20 protein-coding genes are annotated in these 22210 nt (G+C 37.9%); 13 read left to right on the top strand and 7 right to left on the bottom strand.

Going from position 1 to position 22210, the window contains the following annotated elements; all coding sequences use genetic code 11:
- Positions 1–74: 74 nt before the first annotated feature.
- Positions 75–461 carry a glycine cleavage system protein GcvH gene (gene gcvH / locus ACMX3D_RS16745; protein ID WP_482747016.1) on the bottom strand — a complete coding sequence of 129 codons (387 nt, stop codon included), beginning with the start codon at positions 459–461 and terminating at the stop codon, positions 75–77.
- Between the two features lie 210 nt (positions 462–671).
- The gene (gene gcvT, locus ACMX3D_RS16740; RefSeq protein ID WP_482747015.1) at positions 672–1802 is read right to left on the bottom strand and encodes a glycine cleavage system aminomethyltransferase GcvT; all 1131 of its coding nucleotides are present in this window, start codon (positions 1800–1802) and stop codon (positions 672–674) included.
- Between the two features lie 160 nt (positions 1803–1962).
- Between gcvT and ACMX3D_RS16735 the strand changes: the two genes are divergently transcribed.
- Positions 1963–2457, top strand: coding sequence for a pentapeptide repeat-containing protein (locus ACMX3D_RS16735; RefSeq protein ID WP_482747014.1), 495 nt, complete (start codon positions 1963–1965; stop codon positions 2455–2457).
- A gap of 102 nt (positions 2458–2559) precedes the next feature.
- On the opposite strand, the gene ACMX3D_RS16730 is transcribed toward ACMX3D_RS16735, so the two are convergent.
- The gene (locus tag ACMX3D_RS16730) at positions 2560–2910 is read right to left on the bottom strand and encodes a DUF760 domain-containing protein (RefSeq protein WP_482747013.1); all 351 of its coding nucleotides are present in this window, start codon (positions 2908–2910) and stop codon (positions 2560–2562) included.
- 475 nt (positions 2911–3385) lie between these two features.
- Between ACMX3D_RS16730 and ACMX3D_RS16725 the strand changes: the two genes are divergently transcribed.
- Together ACMX3D_RS16725 and ACMX3D_RS16720 are read left to right on the top strand one after the other, a co-directional pair.
- Positions 3386–3823 (top strand): BON domain-containing protein, encoded by a 438-nt coding sequence (locus ACMX3D_RS16725; RefSeq protein WP_482747012.1) that lies wholly within the window; start codon positions 3386–3388, stop codon positions 3821–3823.
- A gap of 292 nt (positions 3824–4115) precedes the next feature.
- Positions 4116–4973: an amino acid ABC transporter substrate-binding protein gene (locus ACMX3D_RS16720; protein ID WP_482752360.1), complete on the top strand. Its 858-nt coding sequence runs from the start codon at positions 4116–4118 to the stop codon at positions 4971–4973.
- Positions 4974–5059: 86 nt separating this feature from the next.
- Here ACMX3D_RS16720 and ACMX3D_RS16715 read toward each other — a convergent pair whose 3' ends face one another.
- Complete coding sequence (locus tag ACMX3D_RS16715; protein ID WP_482747011.1) at positions 5060–7045, bottom strand: potassium channel family protein; 1986 nt, start codon at positions 7043–7045, stop codon at positions 5060–5062.
- Between the two features lie 287 nt (positions 7046–7332).
- Positions 7333–8460 (bottom strand): acyltransferase family protein, encoded by a 1128-nt coding sequence (locus ACMX3D_RS16710; protein ID WP_482747010.1) that lies wholly within the window; start codon positions 8458–8460, stop codon positions 7333–7335.
- A 311-nt stretch (positions 8461–8771) separates the two neighbouring features.
- On the opposite strand from ACMX3D_RS16710, the gene ACMX3D_RS16705 reads away from it, so the two are divergent.
- From ACMX3D_RS16705 to ACMX3D_RS16660, 10 genes are all read left to right on the top strand, one after another.
- A complete protein-coding gene (locus ACMX3D_RS16705; RefSeq protein ID WP_482747009.1) occupies positions 8772–9233 on the top strand; it encodes a DUF3598 family protein in 462 nt (153 codons plus the stop codon).
- Positions 9230–9352: a hypothetical protein gene (locus ACMX3D_RS16700; RefSeq protein ID WP_482747008.1), complete on the top strand. Its 123-nt coding sequence runs from the start codon at positions 9230–9232 to the stop codon at positions 9350–9352. The genes ACMX3D_RS16705 and ACMX3D_RS16700 overlap by 4 nt, the downstream gene beginning before the upstream one ends.
- A 1000-nt stretch (positions 9353–10352) precedes the next feature.
- Entirely contained in the window at positions 10353–11066 is a 714-nt protein-coding gene (locus ACMX3D_RS16695) for a hypothetical protein (RefSeq protein WP_482747007.1), read from the top strand.
- Entirely contained in the window at positions 10970–12034 is a 1065-nt protein-coding gene (locus ACMX3D_RS16690; protein ID WP_482747006.1) for a hypothetical protein, read from the top strand. Before ACMX3D_RS16695 ends, ACMX3D_RS16690 begins: the two co-directional genes overlap by 97 nt.
- Positions 12035–12039: 5 nt before the next feature.
- A complete protein-coding gene (locus ACMX3D_RS16685; protein WP_482747005.1) occupies positions 12040–13473 on the top strand; it encodes an oligosaccharide flippase family protein in 1434 nt (477 codons plus the stop codon).
- A 30-nt stretch (positions 13474–13503) separates the two neighbouring features.
- A complete protein-coding gene (locus tag ACMX3D_RS16680; protein WP_482747004.1) occupies positions 13504–14682 on the top strand; it encodes a hypothetical protein in 1179 nt (392 codons plus the stop codon).
- Between the two features lie 298 nt (positions 14683–14980).
- Positions 14981–15823 (top strand): DUF2382 domain-containing protein, encoded by an 843-nt coding sequence (locus ACMX3D_RS16675; RefSeq protein ID WP_482747003.1) that lies wholly within the window; start codon positions 14981–14983, stop codon positions 15821–15823.
- 337 nt (positions 15824–16160) lie between these two features.
- Entirely contained in the window at positions 16161–17057 is an 897-nt protein-coding gene (locus tag ACMX3D_RS16670) for a DUF2382 domain-containing protein (protein ID WP_482747002.1), read from the top strand.
- A 123-nt stretch (positions 17058–17180) separates the two neighbouring features.
- The gene (locus ACMX3D_RS16665; protein ID WP_482747001.1) at positions 17181–18062 is read left to right on the top strand and encodes a YsnF/AvaK domain-containing protein; all 882 of its coding nucleotides are present in this window, start codon (positions 17181–17183) and stop codon (positions 18060–18062) included.
- 682 nt (positions 18063–18744) lie between these two features.
- On the top strand, positions 18745–19590 hold the full coding sequence (locus ACMX3D_RS16660) for a hypothetical protein (protein WP_482747000.1): 846 nt from the start codon (positions 18745–18747) through the stop codon (positions 19588–19590).
- A gap of 251 nt (positions 19591–19841) precedes the next feature.
- Here the strand turns inward: ACMX3D_RS16660 and ACMX3D_RS16655 are convergent, their stop codons facing one another.
- Positions 19842–20420 carry an HdeD family acid-resistance protein gene (locus ACMX3D_RS16655; RefSeq protein ID WP_482746999.1) on the bottom strand — a complete coding sequence of 193 codons (579 nt, stop codon included), beginning with the start codon at positions 20418–20420 and terminating at the stop codon, positions 19842–19844.
- A gap of 157 nt (positions 20421–20577) precedes the next feature.
- Positions 20578–21924 (bottom strand): erythromycin esterase family protein, encoded by a 1347-nt coding sequence (locus tag ACMX3D_RS16650; RefSeq protein WP_482746998.1) that lies wholly within the window; start codon positions 21922–21924, stop codon positions 20578–20580.
- Positions 21925–22210 lie beyond the last annotated feature (286 nt).

The raw sequence follows: 22210 nt of genomic DNA, 5'->3' as shown, positions 1-22210 counted from the left end.
AAAAATACTTTTAACAAGCCGACCTAAAGGAAAAGTATGAAGTGTGAAATTTCATACTTCACACTTCACACTTTTTATTGGCCTTCTACCTGGGCGCTGTACTCATCCGCAGTTAAGGTATCATCAAGTTCACTAGGGTCATTAATGCGTACTTTCAAAAACCACCCTTCACCATAGGGGTCATCGGATACTACTTCGGGATCATCAATTACAGCTTCGTTACGTTCTTCTACTGTGCCTGTGACGGGTGAATATAGTGTTTCAACAGCTTTCACTGATTCAACTGTGCCAAATTCCTCACCTTTCTCAACAGCAGCACCAATCTCTGGCAATTCTACAAAGACAATACTACCTAATTGGTTGACGGCAAATTGAGTAATGCCAATGGTAGCAATGTCACCATCTAGGTGTACGTATTCATGGCTATCCAAGTATTTCAAATCATGAGGATATTCAGCCATATTATTTACTCTCCAAATATCACAAAAATAATTGCTTCAACAGTAATGCTGGTCATATTTGATTATGAGCTTTACTGTAGATTGAGTAGTTCACAACACATTATTCCTTAAAAACTGCAAAGGATGAAGTGTGAAGTATGAAGTGTGAAGTATGAAGTGTGTAGACACCCTTTGGGTGGCTTCCCGCAGGGTAATTTCAGTTTTCATACTTCATTTTTTAGTTTTTGAGCGATAAAAGGGGCGTTTGACTACAACTGCTGGGTAAGTTTTCCCGCGAATTTCTATTTCTAGCTGTTGACCAACGCTTGCTAGTTTAGTGGGAACGTAAGCCAAGGCAATGGGATAACCAAGTGTCAGAGAGATAGTACCACTGGTAACTTCTCCGACGACTTGACCTGCTGATAAAACTTGGTAGCCGTGACGGGCGATGTTACGTCCTTGCATTTGTAAACCGACGAGTCGGCGTTGCACTCCGTTGGCTTTTTGCTGTTCTAATACTGACCGACCAATAAAATCACCTTTGGTATCGAGGTGAACTAACCACCCTAAACCTGCTTCTAGAGGTGTGGTTGTATCGTCGATATCTTGGCCGTAAAGTGCCATTGCGGCTTCCAGGCGGAGGGTATCTCTTGCACCAAGTCCACAAGGAACAACACCAGCATTGTGTAGACTACGCCATAATTCTATGCCTACTTCTGGGTCTACCATAATTTCAAAACCATCTTCCCCGGTGTAACCTGTACGGGCGATGAAGGCTGGTTGACCGAGGATGATTGTTTGTAAATGACCAAATGCTTTGACTGGTTGTAAGTCTGCTTCGACTAATGGCTGGAGATATTTCTCAGCTTGTGGCCCTTGCAGGGCTATTAAAACTTTTTCGGGTGAGAGGTCTTGAAATTGAATTTCATCTAAATTGAGGTTTTGCAATAGCCATGTTTTATCTTTGGTAGTGGTCGCTGCGTTGACAACGATCGCCACTTTTTCTACACCCGTGTTATCTTCACCTTGGTAATAAACAATAATATCGTCAATAATTCCCCCTTGGGGATTGAGCAATACTGTATATTGCGCTTGACCAGGTTGTAACCGACTCAAGTCGGAAGGTACTAAACCCTGGAGTTGGTCAATGACTTTTTTCCCTTCTAGGGTGAATTTGCCCATGTGGGAAATATCAAACATCCCAGCGGCATTTCTCACGGCTTCATGTTCGCTGGTAATACCGCTATATTGTACAGGCATTTCCCAACCACCAAAGCTGGTTAGGCGGGCTTTGAGTTCTACACCCAGTTGATATAAAGGAGTTCGCGCCAAGGATGCGGCGATGTTTTCTTGATTAGCCACGTAGTTATGCTTTGCGATCGCACTTCAACATCTATATATCCTAAGTCAAGGATGAAGTCTGAAGTCTGAAGTATAAAATTTCAGACTTCACAATTCATACTTCAGACTTTAACCTAGTAATGTTATTTGTAGGAGTGTTGAGATTTGTTAAGAATACGTTATGAAGTATTGGCGCATACTAGCTAGTTTTGTTTTAGCTATGGCTTTATTTTTATTTCCCTTATCGGCAGAGGCTGCTAGTTCTTCGAGTATTACTCGTTCTGCTGGCGATGAAGTGAAAGGGAAGGATTTTTCTGGTCAAAGTTTAATCGGTAGTGAGTTTACTAACGTTGATTTAGAGAATGCTAACTTTAGCAATGCTGACTTACGCGGAGGTGTATTTAACGGTACTATCCTCGAAGGAGTCAATCTACACGGTGTAGATTTTAGTAATGGTATAGCTTACTTAGCCAGATTCAAAAATGCTGATTTAACTGATGCAGTTCTGACAGATGCGATGATGCTGCGATCGACTTTTGATAATGTTGAGATTACAGGTGCAGATTTCACTAATGCAGTATTAGATGGGCCACAGGTGAAAAAACTTTGTGCTAAAGCTAGTGGTGTCAATTCTAAAACTGGTGTGGATACGCGTGAGTCTTTAGGTTGTAAGTAAATTAATAAAATTAACCCTCCCAATATTTGGGAGGGTGATTGAATGGAATTTTACAACGCAGAGAAAACCAATAATTTAGCCATGTTTTGCTGTTTGTTAGCACTATAATTGCTCCGAATTGTTAGCGTTGTCATCCGTTAAGCGAAAAGTTTTTTCTATTTGGAATCTTTGTTCGGCATTACGTAAAAAATAACCATCTACCATTGCTGAACCTAATAATCTACCCAATTCTTCGCGGCTAGTAGTAATAACAGTATCAAATCTATCATGAGGTAAATTTCCCAGCATAGCCACAATTGCCTGTTGAATTAATTGTAAGACTTCTGGCGAATCTGGTTTAGATAGTTCGACAACCGTCTCACGATTTAGAGATTGCACATATTCCCAAAACTTATTTTTGCTAACATCTTCAGGCATAAAGTTTTCTGGCTGGCGAGGGGAAAGATTACTCATAGTATTGTTTCCGGTTGTACTTCGATATATTGAATTTATCAGGTTATTTGTGTTTTTATAGTCAGATTAACCGAACATCTAAAATCTGGTTTTTTCTACATATTTCCTAGAAAGGGAAGAAATTTAGGTTTAAAAGTAACCTATCTTACATAGTAGTTAATTATCTCATTTATATAATTTGTGTATCATTTATAACTTTAAAATTAGTTGCCCAAAAATATGAATTTTTGACAAAATATAGGCAAACATCTAATTAATCTGATAACATCAAAAAACCGTTGTTGGGTCGCACCTCATAACCCTGTAAAACTATCTTGGCATCTACGTTGCTTAATAGCTGGCAACTTGCTTATTTAAATCAAATCTGATTAATTTAGGTGTTTTGCTATAGCCTAATTGATTGTTTTTGAAATTGTCTATTCAGAATAGCATCTATCTCAATTGACCGCTGCAAGTATTCAATTCGGAGACAGAAATGAAAAAGTTAATTCCGTTTCTCATCAGTAGCATTCTGGTAGTTGGTGCTTTTGGTTGTCAAGAAACTCCTAAAGATGCTGCTAAGAATCCTAGTACTAATAATGAAGCGTCCGAAGCGTCAGCACAACCAGCTTCTGTGACTACTCAAACTACAGATAAAACTCCTAAAACGACAACACCAAAAACAGCAGAAACAAAAAATGCTACTGCAACTACAAAATCTGAGACTGAATTAAAAAATGAAGTCACTAAAAAGCTGAAAGCAAGCCTACCAAATAATAAATTAGAGGTAGAAGCTAAAGCAGGTGAAATAGTAATTAAAGGTACTGCTGCTTCACCAGATGAATTACAGAAAGCCGAAAAATTAGTTAAGGAAGTCCCAGGTGTGAAAGGGGTGAAAGTAGAAGCAAAGGTGCTATTACCAAACAAAATTTAAATTTAGCTAATGATTAGTTTAACAGGGTTGAGATATATCTCAACCCTGTTTTTTTATTGCTGATTACTGTATCAGTGGGCAAAGGTAAAGAATCATTACCGTATGCAACTACTTTGTATTTGACAGCGATAATTACTGTATTTTGTCAATCATAATAGATGTTTGATGCCTAAAGTTTATATGTGAGGGTGTTGTGAATAAAAGTATTAGTTTAACTTGCTTATCTACGTTTACAAGTATCAAGAAATATACTGAAATTGCTCTCCCCGTTGTTAGTCTGGCGTTGGCAGCAATGATACCTAGTGTTGCTGTTGCGGAGACTGTTATGCAAAAAGTTGCTCGTACAGGGGTTCTGACTGCTGGTACTAGTAAAGATGCACTGCCTTTTGCCTATACCGATAACCAAGGTAAATTGACTGGTTATTCTGTAGATATGTTGAATTTAATCAAACAACAGTTAGAAAAACAATTAGGCAAAAAAATTCAATTAAAATTAGTCGGTTTGACTCCAGGACAGAGAATTCCAAAAATAGTAAATCGGGAAGTTGATATTGTTTGCGATGCTAGTAGTTTTACATGGGAAAGAGATAAACAAGTTGATTTTTCTGTTAGCTATGGTGTGACTGGTACGCAATTATTGGTGAAATCGGGAAGTGATCTTGGTTCTGTTGAGTCGTTAATTGGTAAAAAAATTGGTGTGCTGGCGCAAACTACTAATGAACTGGCTATTAAACAAGCGCAACCTCAAGTAAAGTTAGTGTATTTTAAAAGTCGTGCAGAAGGATACGCAGCTTTGGAACAAGGGAAAATAGATGCGTTTGCATCCGATAGCATTTTGTTAGAAGGATGGTTGCAAAAGACTAAAAATCCTGATAATTTTGCGATCGCACCTGACCGTCCATTGTCACGAGAAGGTATCGCTTGCATGGTTCCAGAGGATAATTCTAAGTTTCTTGATACCGTAAATTATTCGCTGGTCAAGTTTATGCAAGGTTTTGTCAACGGTGAAAGTCAATATGTCTCGATTTTTGACCGTTGGTTCGGGCCGCAAGGTGCAGTGTTTCTCAACCGAGATTTACGAGATTTAACTGTGGAAACGATGCAATTAGTTATCGAATTCCGCGAAGAAATTCCAAAACGAGATTTTTAATCAGGGGTGCAGGGGTGCAGGGGTGCAAGGGTGTAAGGATGTTGGGAAAGAAGATCTACTCAATACTCAGCACTCAGCACTCAGCACTATTCAATATGCGCCGAAACTTGGGATTTACTCAATTCATACACTAAACGATGTGCTTGGTGCAGATAGAGTGGATATTGCAGAGTTGCTGGTAGTTGCTTCATTAAGGTTCTGGCTAGATGTATGTCGCAACCCGTAACTCGTGCAATTACTGCTGCACCTTCAAATGCGGCTTCTGGGGAAATTGTTTTCTCGACTCGTACCAAGCAGTGACCTGGTTTTATGGTTCCTCGTTCGACGGCTTGCAGTCCTTCTATGGTGGCTAATACAATCAAGCGATCGCCTACTGCTAGTTTAATATCATCAGAAGGCATAAACTTGGGTGTGTACTGGTTAGCTCTCAGATGAAAAATGGGTACTATTCCATAACCGTATGCAATATCCGCGATTAATTTGCCATTGAGGGTGTCGTCAGCTTCAATTTGATATTCAGTAACTAACGTTGTTTGGTTATCTAAACGAAATAAATTTAAAATATTTTCCCCAAATGCGGCGGCGGCGAATGCTTCGGCTGCTAGTGCATACACTCCTAATACTCTGGCATTAGGCAGTAGTTTTGCCACATTTTCGCTAAAACGCGGGTCAAAGGTACGAATTACTAAGTTGGTTTGGGGGTTAACAGTGCGTGCTTTTAAAGCAATTTCTAAATTTGCCACTTCATCATCAGTTACTACAATTACACTTTTCGCAGTTTGAATATTGACTTTGCTTAAAGCATTATTGATGTTTCCCAAAACTAAGGGCATTTGGGGTAACACTCCTGGTTCGAGGTCTTTGGTATTTACTCCTACCAAAGATTGTCTGAGTTCTTGCAATAACTGTGCTACTCTTCGACCAACTCTCCCCATCCCAATAAGAATTACATGGTCTGCTTTGGGTACGCGGGGACGACGCTTAGAAAACTGGAATCTTGTAGATAAGACACGTTCTGTCATTAAAGCGTAGAGAATGCCGACAAACAGCGTACCGGTTACACTCATGATGATGCTGAATAAATGCAGCCACCATGTAATTGGAAACGGTATGGTTTGCTGCCCAAATAAATCACCGTAGCCGCCAAGACTCAATACCAAAGCTACATTCAAAGCATCTTGCCACGTAATTTGAGGATACTGCAATTTATATAGCAGCGTCCCGCACAAAAAGTAACTCAGCATTAGCATTGCGCCAACAAAGGCTACACGCCGGGTTTGACTACTTTCTTCCCAAAACTGACTTAATTTGTGACGGAAATTTTGCCATCTGATTCCAGTCACAATTTCATCCCAGAATTGTCCAAATGTGTTGAACTGTTTTGTCGGACTAAAGGCAAGATTTTCAGTTACTTCAACATAAAAAATAACATCTCCAGGAAGAACTTTAGCATCTGGTTTCCATTGATAAAAACCTTTGGGTAGGGGTTTTCCGGCTCTGGCGTGGATAAGTACGCGTCGGTTGGTAGTATTGATTTCATAAAGACGGCAATGACTCCAGCGATGAGAATTGTCAATAGATACTCCGAAGACTCGCAGTAAGCGGTTTTCTAAAGTAAAAAATCCTCTGGTTTCACTACCTAATGCAGCTAAAGCAAAACTATTAGCTGGTAACTGTGTGGCTTCAAACGCAACATAATTACCTAGACTTTCTCGGAGTAATTCATTGAGATTATCTTGGGCTGAACGGATGACTAAGCGAACTTGAGGGTTGAGCGATCGCGCGGCAAATGCTGCGGCTATATTTACGCACTCATCACTAGTTACAATTAAAATTGCCCGACACTGTTTAATTCCCGCTTGTTCTAATATTTTCGGTTGGCGACAATCACCAATCACCAGTTTGTCTATTAAATCTGGTAATTCAGTAATTTCCCAATTTTGCGTATTTACTTCTTCAATCGCATTGACTTTAACTCCAAATTCCTTCAGCACAGACACGCAATATTGCCCTAAACTGCCCAGTCCACAAACTAAGAAAAAGTTTGGATCTATTGTTGCATTCTGTCCCATATTTTTTAGTCAACAGATTTACTTGACTTTTTTATGTATTGATTTTTTATGATTATTTCGCCACTGCCTCATTAAATTACACAAGATACCCGACTTTTTTAAGAAGTCGGGTATCTGCACCTCCAGAATTATCCCAAACCGAATAGTTTAGAAGTTACAGGTAATAATTAGTTTGCTGCTTCTACCAATGTGGCGACGGCGGGTAAGCCAGAAAATAACCCCTTTCATAGTGATAGCTGTCAGCCTCAAAATTGATTTTGATATCAAGTTTGGCTAATTAACAAAGTTTAAACTTTGAGAAACCAACGCTGACGATACATAAAGACGGCAACAGCCCACCATAGTAATACAGTAACCAGGGCAAATAGTAATGAACCGTTAAAAGTGCCTGCCCAAGATGCAAAGATATTTTGATATATCCAGTTGAAGGTGCTGGGGGCGGTTTCGCCTGTGCCGATTTTAGTTTTGACTAAGATTTTAATTAGTAACACAGATGCGATGAAAAGAGCGATCGCATTCAAGCCCATAATCTCAAATGGTTTACTCCACCGTTTGATTAATCGCACTTCGATAAGTTCGTAACAAGCAGCTAATAATAGTAACGCCCAACCACTAGTAAAAATAACGTAAGAACTCGTCCACAATTTTTTGTTAATCGGAAATACCCAACCCCACGCCCAACCAAGAATTAAGCAACCAATCCCAAATAATGCTAATCCTATACTTGTACGTGTTTGCATTGGCTGATTGCGTATCCATTGACCTGTGAAGTAGCCTGCAAGGACGCTAACAATAGCAGGAATTGTGCTGAAAAGTCCCTCTGGGTCTCCCATATTCTGAAAACCATCACCAGCATACAGATGGGCTTTTGGTATAATTAGGCGGTCAATGTATGCGCCAAAGTTACCTTCCCGTGTCAGCACACCAGCACCATATTCGGGAACTGGAACATACATCATGGTTAGCCAATAGCCGATGAGTAAGACTGCGGCTAATATCCATTGTCCTTTGCGTGGTAGGTTGAGAACTGCCAAGGAAGCTAACAGGTAAGTTAAGCTGATGCGCTGCAACACTCCCATAATGCGGATGCTGCTGAAATCAAAAGTCCAGACACCTTTATTCCAAAAGCCGTTTAACAATAAACCTAAAGCAAATAAAATAGCTGCACGGCGGAAGATTCGCCCATAAACAGCAGAGGTTGGTTTGTTATCTGCGGTGTATTTTGACAAAGAAAATGTCATTGCTACACCAACAATAAATAAAAAGAACGGAAATACTAAATCAGTTGGTGTGCAACCATGCCAGTCAGCATGAGCCAGAGGAGGGTAAACATCATCTGCGACTCCTGCCATATTCACGAGAATCATACCAGCAATGGTGATGCCCCGAAAAACATCCAGTGAGGTCAGGCGCATAGGCGGAATTTTGTTTTTTATGAGAGTCTAAACTATTGCGCATCTAACTTGCACATTTTTTCGTGTTGGCTACTGACGGTTAACAGTCAACAGTCAACAAACTTTATGAGTGATTGTGTAATTTAAAAGCGTAATAGCTTATGATACTTCACTGTTCTCAAGGGTCAATGGTGGGATTCCAAGGTTGTTTCCTGCCAACCTGCAAGTATTATTTTTATATGAGTGAACAGATGCAATATTGGTTTTTAGATGTGTCGCTCTCTCATGTATAAAGAAAAAATAGGTATACAAAATTTATTTTTACTAGCAATATGCCAAAACAACTGAGTGAATTTCGAGTTTTCCCCAAACATATTGGCACTTGGTCAGGTTATTGGATCAGAATGGATGCTAATGCTCAAGAAACTGACCGTTTTGCAGCAGAAGTTACACAAAATATCGTTGATAATCAATGGTTACAAACAAATACTTACCATTATGCTGATGGTCGAACTGTGACTAACCGTTTTATTGGTAAGGTAATTAGTGATGATGAAATAGAAATAGAAGCAGTAGATGTTCCTGGATGGGACAATTTTACTACTATTGCCAGGGAACATGGAGATAGCATTATTATTTTTAATGTTTGGCATAAAGCGACAGGTAAATTATTTGCAACAGAAATGATTAATCTTGTAAATAATGATCATAAATGTCGCACTAGCCAAAGTTTTACAGAAGATGGGACATTAAAAGGTTTGATGTTAATAGTTGAGAAACGAATTGCTAATTGAAAATAGGCGTTCTCGTTGATAAAAGTTTTGGCGATCGCCTGATTCCGCCAAAAACAGAGCGATCGCTTTTATACAAACCCCTAATTATATCCCTAAGCAACCAGCCTATCGGAGAATGATTTATCCACCAGAATCGGTAGCTAAAGCAATTTTGTATGCGGTAAAACATCCCAAGCAAGATATGTTTGTTGGCTGCCAGTTATTGAATTTGAGCAAGTACATTAAGATACTTGAGACAATCAGACATCTAGTTAATTCATGATGTATTATATTGCTGGATCAATCAGGATAATCAGTTGTATCGTCAACTGAAACCTAATTTCTTCAGTCAGTATATTTCGACCACCAAAATTCCAAAACTCAGAGAAATACAGAACAATAGCAGCAAAAACTCCATTCTTTAATAAAATTTGCCGAAACTGCAAAGAAATCAGTAAGTATATAAAGTTTGTGTGAAGTTATACATTGTCCAGGATTTTATCTGAGGTAAAAACACTATACTGAACTGTGGAATTTATTTAGTTTGTATGTTATAAAAACCACAAATCCTTCCTAGAAAATATAAAATATACTTTTGGATCTAAACTTTATATCTTGAGGAATCAACACTAGTTAATCTTTAAATCAAATAAGCTAGTGAATATTGCTCTTTAATGGGTTTTTTAAACAAATAAGACATAGCTGATCTATCTAATAATCAAATTAGATTGCTGAAATTATATATGTCAGGGGGAAATGAGAAATATGGTACGGAATAAACATTATTGAATATGTAATATTTTTCTGAAAAAATAAATTTCTCGAATCACACACTACACTTGAAAATAAAGTGTGCCAATGTTCTATATCTAAAAAAATATAGGAATCCGGTTTGATTAATGAAATTAATTGCAGAAGGAGGGAATAAGGAACAGGCAACAGGGAACAGGAAATAAGGAATAAAGGTATACCTAGCTTCGCATAAATCAAATATGAGTCCTATTATGACAACTTGATGATTAAATATTTGAGAAGGAAAAATAATATTATCAAAAAAATAGAAGTTCAAACACCATAAAATGCTAAAAAATCAATTTTTAATACTTTCACCAACCATGTTCAATTAATTTGAGAACTAGTATGAAATCTCCTGTAATTGCGATTGGGTTAGATGCGGCAGATCCGGTATTAATAGAAAAGTGGATATTAGAAGGACATTTAGAAAATATAGCTAAACTCCGAGAGCAAGGAGCCTATGGACGTTTGAGCAATACAGTTGAATACTGTGGTCATCCTACAGAATTTGCAGTAACCGAGCCACTTTGGGTAACATTTTCTACAGGTTGTAAATCTCCCACCACTGGTTATTGGGATACCATCAAATATTTTCCCCAAGACTATAAAATTGAGTGTGACATTGTTTTCAGTGGCTATGATTATCAAGAATATGCTCCTTTTTATGCTTTAGGACAAAATTATAAAGTAGCAGTATTTGATTTACCAGTAACGAGACTATCGGAAAAAGTCAATGGCATTCAAATTTTAGGATGGGGTGGACATTATCCCTATACACCTAGCTATTCTCATCCGCCTGAACTTTTCGCAGAGATAATTAAGCAATACGGTAAAAATCCCATTCTTTTTAATGATGTTAGTATTTGGTGGGATAAACCTTATGTCAAATGGCTAAAGCAAGCATTACAGCAAAGTGTTAATCATCGTGCAGCTATTTGTTGCGACTTATTAGAAAAAGACACTTGGGATTTGTTCTTAGCCGTTTTGGAGAAACGCATACTGCTGGTCATGACATTTATAATTACAGTCAATCAGACCATCCTTTATATCCTTATTTAAATAAAAATAATACCCAACCCGATATATTACTAGAAACTTATAAAAACATTGATAAAGCAATCGGGCAGATTTTAACAAAAGCACCTAAAGATGCTTATATATTGTGTTTTTCTATTCACGGTATGGGGCCTAACTTCAGTGATATGTTGAGTATGGCCTTTTTACCCGAAATACTATACCGTTATAACTTTCCTGCTAAAGTGGCTCTAGCTCCTGGTAAATTAGGAGTTCAGCCTCCAGAAATGATTACTCATCCTATTAGGAATTCATGGGCTGGAGAAATGTGGATTAGGAATTATGAACCGAATCCTCTAAAACGTTTCTTAAAACCTTTAACTCCCAGTCAGCTTTTACACGCTGATCAAAATGGTCTAGCATCTCCTTATCCACTCCTTAAACACGAAGAACCTATGGGTTGGATGCCGGCTCGATGGTATCAACCTCTTTGGCCGCAAATGAAAGCTTTTGCGCTGCCATCTTTTACCAATGGACATATTCGCATTAACTTACAAGGACGCGATCCTCAAGGTGTAGTTGCAGCGGATGAATACGAAACTTTATGTAATGAACTGACCCAAATATTATATCGGCTTCAAGATGCTAGGACTGGAGAACCTGTTGTTAAAAAAGTAGTTCGGACACGGCAAAATGCCCATGATAACGATGCGAAAAAACCAGATTCTGATTTGGTAGTTATATGGCATGAGCGCATGACAGATGTTGTCGATAGTCCAGAATTTGGACGTATTGGCCCTTTGACACATTTTCGTGCTGGTGGTCATTGGAACCGTGCATTTTTGATAGCAAAAGGCCCTGATATTATCCCTGGTTCTACTTTGCCAGAAGGAGAAGCGGTGGATTTAGCACCAACAATTTTAGAATTAATGGGTGCGCCAATTCCAGAATATTTTGAAGGAAAACCTTTGCTGAAAAAAATGACAGTTGATGCAACTCTTACTCCACCTTGACTAACATGTCAGAAAAACGTAAATTAATCAGTAATTCCCTGGCAATGTTAATCAATAGATTAACTCAGGGAGTAATTTCTTTTGTTTTAACTACTGCGATCGCTCGCACTTTAGGAGCATATCAATTAGGGCAATATTTACTAGCTATTAGCTATTATTATATTTTTGTAAACATTGCTTCTCAAGGGTTAAAAACCTTTTTTACGAGAGAAATTTCTAGAGAACCGGAAGCAACACCAGTTTATTTAGTTAGTGGAACTTGCTTACAATTAATTTTTAGCATTATCGCTTATGTAGCATTAGTTTTGTTGGTGTTTTTACTGCCTTATAGTCAAGATACCGCCAAAATATGCTGTGTCATGGGTTTAACAATTATTCCCTTTGCTTTGTCTAATATTACTGAAGCAATTTTCCAAGCTCAAGAGCAGATGCATTTGATTACTATATCAACCGTACCGATTTATATCCTGCGATTAATAGTAATGATTTGGCTAATGCAACTAAAGTATGGTGTGGAATATCTTGCTGGAATTATGGTGGTTTCAGAAATAGTCATTTTAACTATTGAATGGCTTTTACTAACACGCACAGTTCAAATAAACTGGGAAATTAAACCAAGTTTTATTTGGCAAAGTATTAAAGCTTCTATGACATTTTTTGCCATTGAAGGTATGGGAATTATTGCCAGCCAATTAGATGTGCTAATTTTATCTCTACTAGGCAATGAAATTTTAGTTGGGCTTTATGGTAGTGTTGGGCAATTACTTCAGCCATTGACAATTGCAGCAAATAGCGTGAGTTTGGCAGCATTTCCGAGAATGTCAAAAGCTGTAGATTCGGGAAGACAAGCACAACGTCAAATTACCGAAAATATTATTGAAATCCTCTTAATTATGGCACTGCCATTTTGTGTAGGTTTATTGTTTGTCGGTCAAGAATTACTATTATTTGTTTATCGTAACCAAGAATTTGCTCAAGCAACCTTATTTTTACAATTAACTGCTTTAACGTTAATTCCTTACCCTTTTATTAGGGTTTTAGGTGATACATTAGTAGCCAATGGATTAGAGAAGTTTAACTTAATAGAAGTAGTGATCACTACTATATCTGGAGGCTTATCAGGGATATTTTTAGTTGCTCAGTATAAATTGGTTGGGGCAGCATTAATGACGATAGTCATGAGTATCAGTGGATTTAGTTTATTTATATATGCTGTGTCCACACGAATATTTGTATTAAATTTCTGGAGAATCTTTCAGCGACCACTTTTAATTAGTAGTTTAATAGGCGTTATCCTGTTCTTACTCAAGCAAGGCAATGTAAGCTTTATTTGGACATTAATCATATCCACTGCAACTTATATATTAATTACTGGTTTGATAACCATACAAACTTTGGGTGGATTCAGCCTGGTTTGGCAAAAAATAGTGAAAAGATAACACTGTAGATGTTTGATAAATCCAAATATTATGATTATTAAAAACTTGACCAACAGAAAAAACGGTAACTTGTCGGGTATAGGTGCAACAATAATTTGGGAAGACCGCGATCGCCCAGAACAAGAAATATATATTGATACTACCGCAGAATTTGCCCCAGACTTATCATACAACCCCCACAGTTTTTTAGTAGCGTGCATTATGGTGGCATTTCATTATGGAGAAAAGAGAATTGCAATAGATGCAGAAATTTGTCCAGAGTTGCGCCAGGGTTTGATTACAGCGATGGGTTGGGTGCGCCATTGGTATAAGAGCGATCGCCCTTTAGTCCAAATTGAAGCTAAAATTCAATCACAGCCAACTATTCACCTTTCAAATCGTAGAGCCGGGTTGTTTTTCTCTGGCGGTATAGATGCTTTATCTACACTGCGCAACAATCATCTAAATTTCCCACAGCAGCACCCAAGAACTATTAAAGATGCCTTAATGGTTTATGGTTTAGCAAATACTACCTTAGAAACTTTTGAACAAGCCATAACTTCTCTCCAAAATGTTACTCAAGATGCGGGAGTGACATTAATTCCTGTTTATACAAATATTTACTCTCATGTTAAAGATTTAGAGTACAGCGATTATAAATTTTGGCGTTATTATTTAGGTGGCGCAGCTTTAGCAGCTATTGGTCATGCATTCCATAAAAGATTGAACTTTACTTATATTAGTTCTAGCGATCAAATTGCTTATCTAGGCCCTTGGGGTACTCATCCTTTGCTAGATACAAACTATAGCAGCTATGACTTGCAAATTCACTATGCAGATATTAATTTATCGAGATTAGATAAAACCAAATTAGTAGCAGAGTGGAAAATAGCATTGCAACATCTTCGAGTATGTGATGAGCTAGTTTTACCTGCTGGTTATTTAAACTGTGGTCAATGTCCTAAATGTGTAATGACCATAAGCGCACTGGCTGCTTTAGGAGTATTAGATAAAACTAATACATTTCCTGTAAATGATCTAAATGCAAAGTTATTAGTATCTCAAGGTCGCCCATTTGATCCAGATGAAGAAGCAAACTATCTAGAATTATTACCGTTACTAAAAAATAAACAACGTAGTGATTTAGTACGTGCTATTAAACTTGTTAGTTTGCGTTATCGAGTAAAAAATAGTTTGAAACAATTAAAACAGACTTTAACAGTTAGATAACTTCTTGAATCATAGTTTAATATGATTAAAATGCAGGCGATCGCTTATAGCTATTCTCGCCTCAATAAACACTACAAACTATCTTCCTGCTTGCGGAATATTTTTTAACCTACCTTATCTAACTTAAGTGCTAAACTAACTGGCTCTTAATACAGAGCAAGTTTTTGATATTTTAATCATAAAGTATAACTTGACAACTATAAATATCTCAATTGAATTCAGCCATCAGTCAGAGGATTTTTACCACGGTAATTTCTAACTTAGACATATAAATAGATTACTCAATAAATTCTCAGCTATGCCTCTTTATAAACTCGAAGAATTTGACCCCCAATACCGAGAAACATTTGGTGGCGATGATGTTAAAAATTTAGATCTCTATACTGAGGGAGGAATAAAAGTCGGTTCAGTAAGTGATGCCTTAGTTGACCATGATGGACGTTTTCGCTATCTAGTTATTGATACAGGTTTTGATACACTAGGCAAGAGAATCTTACTACCGATTGGTCTTTCCCGCATCAACTATCCAGAACAACGTGTCTACGTCGATGGGCTTAGTAAGCAACAAGTAGAAATGTTACCTGAGTACCAAGAAAACTTTGTAGTTGATGAAGATTATGAAGAAAAAGTACGCAGTGTATTTCGTCCTGCAAGCAGCGATTTAATTTACGATCGCAACACATATAATTATCAACAAGAACCTAATTTCTACGGTTTGAGTGATCAAGCTCATCAAACTCTCAGACTTTACGAAGAACGGTTAATTGCTAATAAGCAGCGGGTGAAAACCGGAGAAGTAGCAGTTGGTAAACATATTGAAACAGAAACTGCAAGAGTTACAGTTCCCATTCAAAAAGAGCGTGTTGTTATCGAGCGAGTTCCACCCGCAGACGCAGAAACAGTTGTTGATTCTAACGCACTTCAATTCCAAGAGGGTGAAGTCGCACGGATAGAAGTCTACGAAGAAACACCTGAAATTCGTAAAGAAGCATTTGTCCGCGAGGAAGTCCGAGTTAAAAAATTAGTAGACCGAGATATGGTAGAAGCAGAAGATACAATTCGTCGAGAAGAATTAGATATTAATACTACAGGCGAATTGCAGATAGATGATGCAGGTAAGAATATCCAGGGAACTATTTAATTAAAAGGGAATAGAAAATATTGTGGGTGATAGTTATACTCTATTACCCGCTTTTTCTTTTAACCTTGAATTAGAATATAGTATGAATGTTTATAACGATTAAATACAATACCTTTCCTGTGTAAAGCTACGCTAAATCTAGCATTTTTAAATGCAAAGTAATGCTGAGATTAGCACAAGGTTGCACAAACTATTATTTAAACAATTAGGCAGAAAAATCTATCACTTTCGATAATATTTAATTGTAGCAATTCATTCGCGAGAAAGATGTATATTAAAGAATAAATTTTTACATTAATAATTGAAAGATGTTATAAGAGTTCAGAGGTAAAATATAATGGCTCTTTACAAATTAAATGAATTTGACCCTAACTATCGTGACACTTTTCAAGGTAACGATATTAAAGGCTTGGGCGTATATACAGAAGGAACCGATGAAAAAATTGGTACTGTCAACGATGTTTTAGTAGACGATGAAGGACATTTTCGCTATTTAGTGGTTGACTTAGGTTTCTGGATTTTTGGTAAAAAAGTATTATTGCCAGTAGGTCGCAGTCGCATTGATTACGGTCGCGATCGCGTTTATGCTGTAGGCATGACCAGAGAACAAGCAGAAGACTTACCAGAATTTGATGAACGCCAACTAGATTACGATTATGAAGAACGGGTACGTGGTGTTTATCGCAATCCAAAATATAGCACCACACCTCTAGAAACCACCACACCTCTAGAAGCATCTGCACCTTTAGGAACAGGTTATACCGCAACACCAGCAACTACACCAACTTTCACCCGTGATACCTATAATTACAACCAAGAGCCTTCTTTATTTGGTTTAAATGACCAAGATCATCAAACCTTGAGACTGTATGAAGAACGGCTAATTGCCAATAAGAGACGGCAAAAAACTGGTGAAGTCGCTGTTGGTAAGCATATAGAAACCGAAACTGCACGAGTTTCAGTACCAGTAGAAAAAGAACATGTCGTAATTGAACGTGTAACACCAGATGATGCTGGTAGACCTATTGCTCCTGGTGAAGCTGACTTCCGTGAAGGTGAAGTTGCACGTGTAGAAATTCACGAAGAAACTGCTGATATTCGCAAAGAAGCATTTGTCCGTGAAGAAGTCAGAGTCAAAAAAGTGGTAGAACAAGATACCGTTGAAGCGCAAGAAACAATACGTCGGGAAGAGTTAGACGTAAATGCTCCTGGCTTGCCAATTGAAGAACGCTAATTAACAAAATGATGAGTGATTAGTAAATAACTAATTGCTCATTAGATATAGTACAGGTGAGGCTTGTTCAGCAGCTTTACCTGTACTAGTAGTTATCAAATTATATTTATAAATAGCCAAGCAATGCTAAATAATATTGAACAAATCCATCAAAAACCTAGGCTTTATAACTTGTTAGCAACTTTAAAAAACAAGGTTGCAGGTTTTGATGTCATAGATAACCAAGGTCAACTGGTTGGTAAAGTAAGAGATTTAATTTTAGATAATCAGCGTCGATTAAATTTAGTTATATCCCAACAAGTACATCAAATCCAAGCGAAAGAACAACCAGTATTTAAAGAAAGACTAGCTTTGTTGTGGAGCCAAAAAATTCAAAGAATAGATACTATTACTAAAACTATTTTTTTAAACATAGATACAGCAACAATTGAATACATACCAGAAGATTTAAAAAATCAAATAATTGGATATCAAGTTTTATCTGAGGATTCTACTGAACAAATATCCCAGGCTGAAATAGAGAGTAGTACTATGGACACAGCTAATTTAGAAGAATTTTCGGAAGACACTATTGTTCGTTTACTAGAAGAACAGCTAATAGTTGATACTAACAAACATAAAATTGGCGAAGTAATTGTTCGTAAGGAAATTGAAACCCGGATGGTACAAATTCCTATCCGGCGGGAGAAATTAATTGTGGAACAAGTTAGTCCACAACGCAAGCAACTTGCAGAAATTGATTTAGCATTAGATGAAATTTCTGAGATTGCATTTACGGAAACTGATGGTGCAGCAGTGAGCAATTTTGCTAGTGATTTAAGTGTAAGTGGAGAATTTAGCTCACCTAAAATAGCCAGTTTACTTTTAAATGCGATCGCGCTCGAAAAAAATCATGGATGCCAACGAGTGCGAGTATCTATTTTATGTGAAGATGAAGCACGCAAGCAAAAATATCAAGAATGGTTTGACCGCTGTTCTAAAGGTCAACAGCCTAAAGCTATTTAATAAGTTTCTAGCAGATGACTAATAGTAGGGTGATTCGGTTCACCCTACTTTTTTATATATTTTATCAAAGCAGAATTCAGAAGTCATAATTAAATTCTGTACAGTGGCTACTCTGACTTCTGAATTATTATCAATATTATTAATAAAGCTCCCAAGAATTTTCTTGCGGAGCTTGCTGAGTGTGAAACAGTAAATGATTAAAATTTATCTTGACTAATTTGTCCCTGCATCTTCCCAAAGATATAGCAAGAGACAAGTGACAGGGTTAAAAATCTTTTTCTGTCTACGTTTTATCATTTGCTGATGTCCTAATTGTCTTGACTATTGCTATAGGGTTGCGTGCAAACTCAAGTTAACCTCACACATAGCAATCTGTTTGATTCCCAAATCACTTGTCAAGATGGAAAATAGAAAAAAATAGTAAAGATGTATTCAGTTTTACAAAAATCAGTACAACTGCCAAAGTTTTTCTTGATTCTCTGTTACCTTCCTACAAAATCCTTCTCTAGTTAGAGGAGAAAAATTGTTCAAAGGATAGAAGAAAAAGTAATTGGCAAAATATAACCTAATAATATAAATGAATTAGTGTTGTTATTTTATTTTGAAACTGAACTTAATCAGTTGGGTATAAACCAAATAATTTGTGGTTAAGAATTTTTCTTGTAATAAATGGAGATATTTGATGGTGAATTATAGAAGCATTTTTTATAGTAGTTGGATGCAAAAGCTTTGGCAGACTAAAGGTGCGATCGCCATAGCATTAATGGCAATAGTACTTCCTGCGTGCGGTTACAACGAACCACAGGCGATAACTCCAGCCACGCAGCAGCAACAACGCAACCAAGTTAGTCGAGAGGTAGTAGAAACCGAAGTAGAAGAAACCACAGACAAAACAGATGAACTCATCGGTAAAACTGTCACCATTAAAACTCAACCAATTAGATTAATTGGCCCTACAAGCTTTACAGTTAATGATAAAGAATTATTTGATAGTCAAAATTTTCTGGTTATTAATGCCACAGGTCAGCCTTTTACATTACCTAGCACAAATAACATTCCCATTCAAATCACAGGGCAAGTTCGCAGATTTGATTTAGCCCAAATTAATCAAGATTATAAATTAGATTTACAGTCAGAGTATTACAGAGATTACGAAAATCAACCTGTGATTGTTGCAAAGTCATTAGCTTTATCTCCTAACCCAGGTGAACTTACTACCAACCCCAGCGCCTACTATGGTAAAAGGTTAACAGTCACAGGCGAAGTCGAAAATATTAATAGTCCGGTTGCATACACCCTAGATGAAGATAAGTTGCTGGGTGGAGAAGATTTACTCGTCTTGCATACACAGCCACAAGTAAAAGTGAAGCGGGGAGAAGAAATAACTGTCTCCGGTGTCTTGCGTCCCCTAGTCATTGCTGACTTAGAGCGAGACTATGACCTAACTTGGGATTTAAATGTGCGGAAGCAGCTAGAAGCAAAATATCGTAATAAACCTGTATTGGTAGTTACGAATGTGGCTCCTTAACTTTTTGAGAACTGGCGCTGTTAAATTCAAGGATTAAACCAGTAGAGTTCAAGTTTTGTAGGGTGTGTATTCGGTGAGAGTACGACACCGCTAGATATTTGCGGTGCGTTAGGACTATCGTCCATAACGCCACCCTACGAAACTAACGCTATTAAATGCAAATCATGAGTTTCAACACGTAGTGTAAACCTACACCCTTAACCTCTTACACTCAGCCTCAAACAACTATTTTTCTGTGTAATTCTTATTATTTAAAGCAGTCTGTGTTGTTCACCCCACTTGCGTAGCCTCAAAGCTAAAAGCAACATGAGAACCCCAAAGACAATGGCATAAGCAGCAATTATCCATAAAATTGCTAATGCTCCAGCCACAGGCCAGATAATTAGCAAAATGCCAAAAATAAGGGATGCAATACCAGCTGCGATTAACAACCATTCATTTTCAACTTCCTGGCGCAGACTACTGGCTGCAATAATCTCAAAAATGCCAGTGATAATTGCCCAAGCGGCTATCAGATAAAGCAATACTAATGCAGTGATAGCCGGCCAAATAAATGCCATCACTCCGACTGCAACTCCAATTGCTCCTTCAATTACCAACAACCATCCGTGGATATTGGTTAGATGATCTTTAAATCCAGCGATCGCTAATAATATACCGCCCCCCAGCGCAAAGGCAGCAAAGAAAAATACTAATGCTGTTAAGGTAATTCCTGGCCACAATAGCGCGGCTAAACCAAATATGATGGCAAGTATTCCCCGCAATGCGAGTGTCCACCAATTTCGTGCTAAACGCTTTCCTATTCTTAAATGCTCAAGGTTTTGTCTCATAAATTGAGTAAGTATTTAGTCATGAGTCATTTGTCAATAGTCAATAGTCCATAGTCAGAAGACAGAAGACTAAAGGATGAAATTACCCTGCGGGAAGCCACCCAAAGGGTGTCTACACACTTCATACTTCATACTTCATACTTCACACTTCATACTTTTACAGCGCGGTGGGAAAAGTTTCTGGTGGTTCATTCATTTGCCAATAAGCTGTACGGTCTAGGGGTTGAACTCCCTTGGTATCATCAATGTGGATAACTGCATCAAATTGGTCAGGAAGACAAGCATCAAAATAATGGCTACTGCGCTCCGTTTCTGGGCGGTAAATTACACCAATTGCCCTTTCTAAGCGTGGTTTTCTGAGAACCTCAATGGCAGAATTATCACCTCTGAGAATTAGTAAAAACTGTGGTATTTCAGTCTGATGAAATACGGCTTCGTAACTTTCGGGTAAGGCCGAGCGAACTTGCTTGAGTTCGGCACTTCCTCCCCAATGAGAAGCAGCGGTAACTGTACCTGTGTATGTACTAAATCCAATTAGTACAGCATCATTTCCATAACGTTCGCGCACTAATTGACCAACATTTAGTTCTCCTACTCTTTTCATTTCAGTTGCTCTAGCATCTCCTAAATGGGAATTGTGTTCCCAAACAACAACTTTGCTTTTTTGTCCTTGGTGATCAAAATGAGCAACTAGTTCGTCTAAGGTTTCTACCATGTGGCGATCGCGTAGATTCCAAGATGAAACTCGTTCTTGAAACATCGAGCGGTAATACATCTCGGCATTTTTTACTAGTCGTGCGTTCTGTTCGGCATAGAAATATTCATCCATCGCTAGGCGACCATCTTTTTGAAAATACTCGTTTGTCCGACTTTGCAGTTCCCGCAACTGATTGATTACTTCTTCCTCACAAGGTTGTGCTAGTCCAAAACTCGTAGCATAGCCATAAGTTTGAGTATCCTCGCCAAAATGCTCTAAGCATGAGTAACGATGACGAGCGCGATTAGCTGCTTCTGGGTCAACGCGCTCAAGGTATTCAATCACTGCTTCTATAGAGCTATACATACTGTAGAGATCTAGCCCATAGAAGCCCACTTTGATACTATCTTGTGGTAAATTATCATTATATTCACGTAGGCAGTAAACAAAGTTTAAAACATCAGTATTCCGCCACATCCAAGCCGGAAAGCGTTGAAATCCTGCCAATGCAGCCTCTGGCGTTTGGTCATCACTCGCACTCTGCACATAACGATTTACACGGTAAGCATCCGGCCAGTCTGCTTCTACGGCTACTGCTGTAAAATTTTTCTCTTGAATCAGTCTTGTAGTAATCTCAGCCCGTTGTTCATAAAACTCATGGGTTCCGTGAGAAGCTTCACCAATCAGAACAAAACGGGCATCGCCAATTAAGTTCATCAATGGGTCGTAGTCTTGGGCTGCACCTGTCAGTGGATATGCAGATTTACGCACCACATCGACGAGGTTGGTTATGGTTGCATCTGGCATAAGAATTATTTATTAGTCAGTGTTGTCAAGTTCTCAGTTCAGCATCACTTTGTGAGCCAAGACCGATAACTATTCCACCTATTTGATAAACTTGTCATTTGCTAAACTCAGCATAAAAATTTCTAACTCCTCTTCCATCTGACTAATGGTGCATGGTGCTAGATAGATTAATCTCTCTGTAGGAAGACGTAGCTGAAAAAACTTTAGATATCGGACTTACTTATCAAGATTAGTTATTGAGATTGGTTTGAAGGGTTTTGTGTACTGACACCCTATACCCAAACTT

The organism is Anabaena sp. TISTR 8404 (assembly GCF_056847745.1).
This window is presented reverse-complemented; position numbering and strand designations above follow the sequence as displayed.

Coding starts and splice junctions, on each gene's coding strand:
- ACMX3D_RS16675 (WP_482747003.1), top strand. CDS start 14,981: ATGCCTCTTTATAAACTCGAAGAATTTGACCCCCAATACCGAGAAACA.
- ACMX3D_RS16695 (WP_482747007.1), top strand. CDS start 10,353: ATGAAATCTCCTGTAATTGCGATTGGGTTAGATGCGGCAGATCCGGTA.
- ACMX3D_RS16735 (WP_482747014.1), top strand. CDS start 1,963: ATGAAGTATTGGCGCATACTAGCTAGTTTTGTTTTAGCTATGGCTTTA.
- ACMX3D_RS16715 (WP_482747011.1), bottom strand. CDS start 7,045: ATGGGACAGAATGCAACAATAGATCCAAACTTTTTCTTAGTTTGTGGA.
- ACMX3D_RS16725 (WP_482747012.1), top strand. CDS start 3,386: ATGAAAAAGTTAATTCCGTTTCTCATCAGTAGCATTCTGGTAGTTGGT.
- ACMX3D_RS16665 (WP_482747001.1), top strand. CDS start 17,181: ATGCTAAATAATATTGAACAAATCCATCAAAAACCTAGGCTTTATAAC.
- ACMX3D_RS16650 (WP_482746998.1), bottom strand. CDS start 21,924: ATGCCAGATGCAACCATAACCAACCTCGTCGATGTGGTGCGTAAATCT.
- ACMX3D_RS16720 (WP_482752360.1), top strand. CDS start 4,116: ATGATACCTAGTGTTGCTGTTGCGGAGACTGTTATGCAAAAAGTTGCT.
- ACMX3D_RS16680 (WP_482747004.1), top strand. CDS start 13,504: ATGATTATTAAAAACTTGACCAACAGAAAAAACGGTAACTTGTCGGGT.
- ACMX3D_RS16660 (WP_482747000.1), top strand. CDS start 18,745: ATGGTGAATTATAGAAGCATTTTTTATAGTAGTTGGATGCAAAAGCTT.
- ACMX3D_RS16655 (WP_482746999.1), bottom strand. CDS start 20,420: ATGAGACAAAACCTTGAGCATTTAAGAATAGGAAAGCGTTTAGCACGA.
- ACMX3D_RS16730 (WP_482747013.1), bottom strand. CDS start 2,910: ATGAGTAATCTTTCCCCTCGCCAGCCAGAAAACTTTATGCCTGAAGAT.
- ACMX3D_RS16710 (WP_482747010.1), bottom strand. CDS start 8,460: ATGCGCCTGACCTCACTGGATGTTTTTCGGGGCATCACCATTGCTGGT.
- ACMX3D_RS16705 (WP_482747009.1), top strand. CDS start 8,772: ATGCCAAAACAACTGAGTGAATTTCGAGTTTTCCCCAAACATATTGGC.
- ACMX3D_RS16685 (WP_482747005.1), top strand. CDS start 12,040: ATGTCAGAAAAACGTAAATTAATCAGTAATTCCCTGGCAATGTTAATC.
- gcvH (WP_482747016.1), bottom strand. CDS start 461: ATGGCTGAATATCCTCATGATTTGAAATACTTGGATAGCCATGAATAC.
- ACMX3D_RS16670 (WP_482747002.1), top strand. CDS start 16,161: ATGGCTCTTTACAAATTAAATGAATTTGACCCTAACTATCGTGACACT.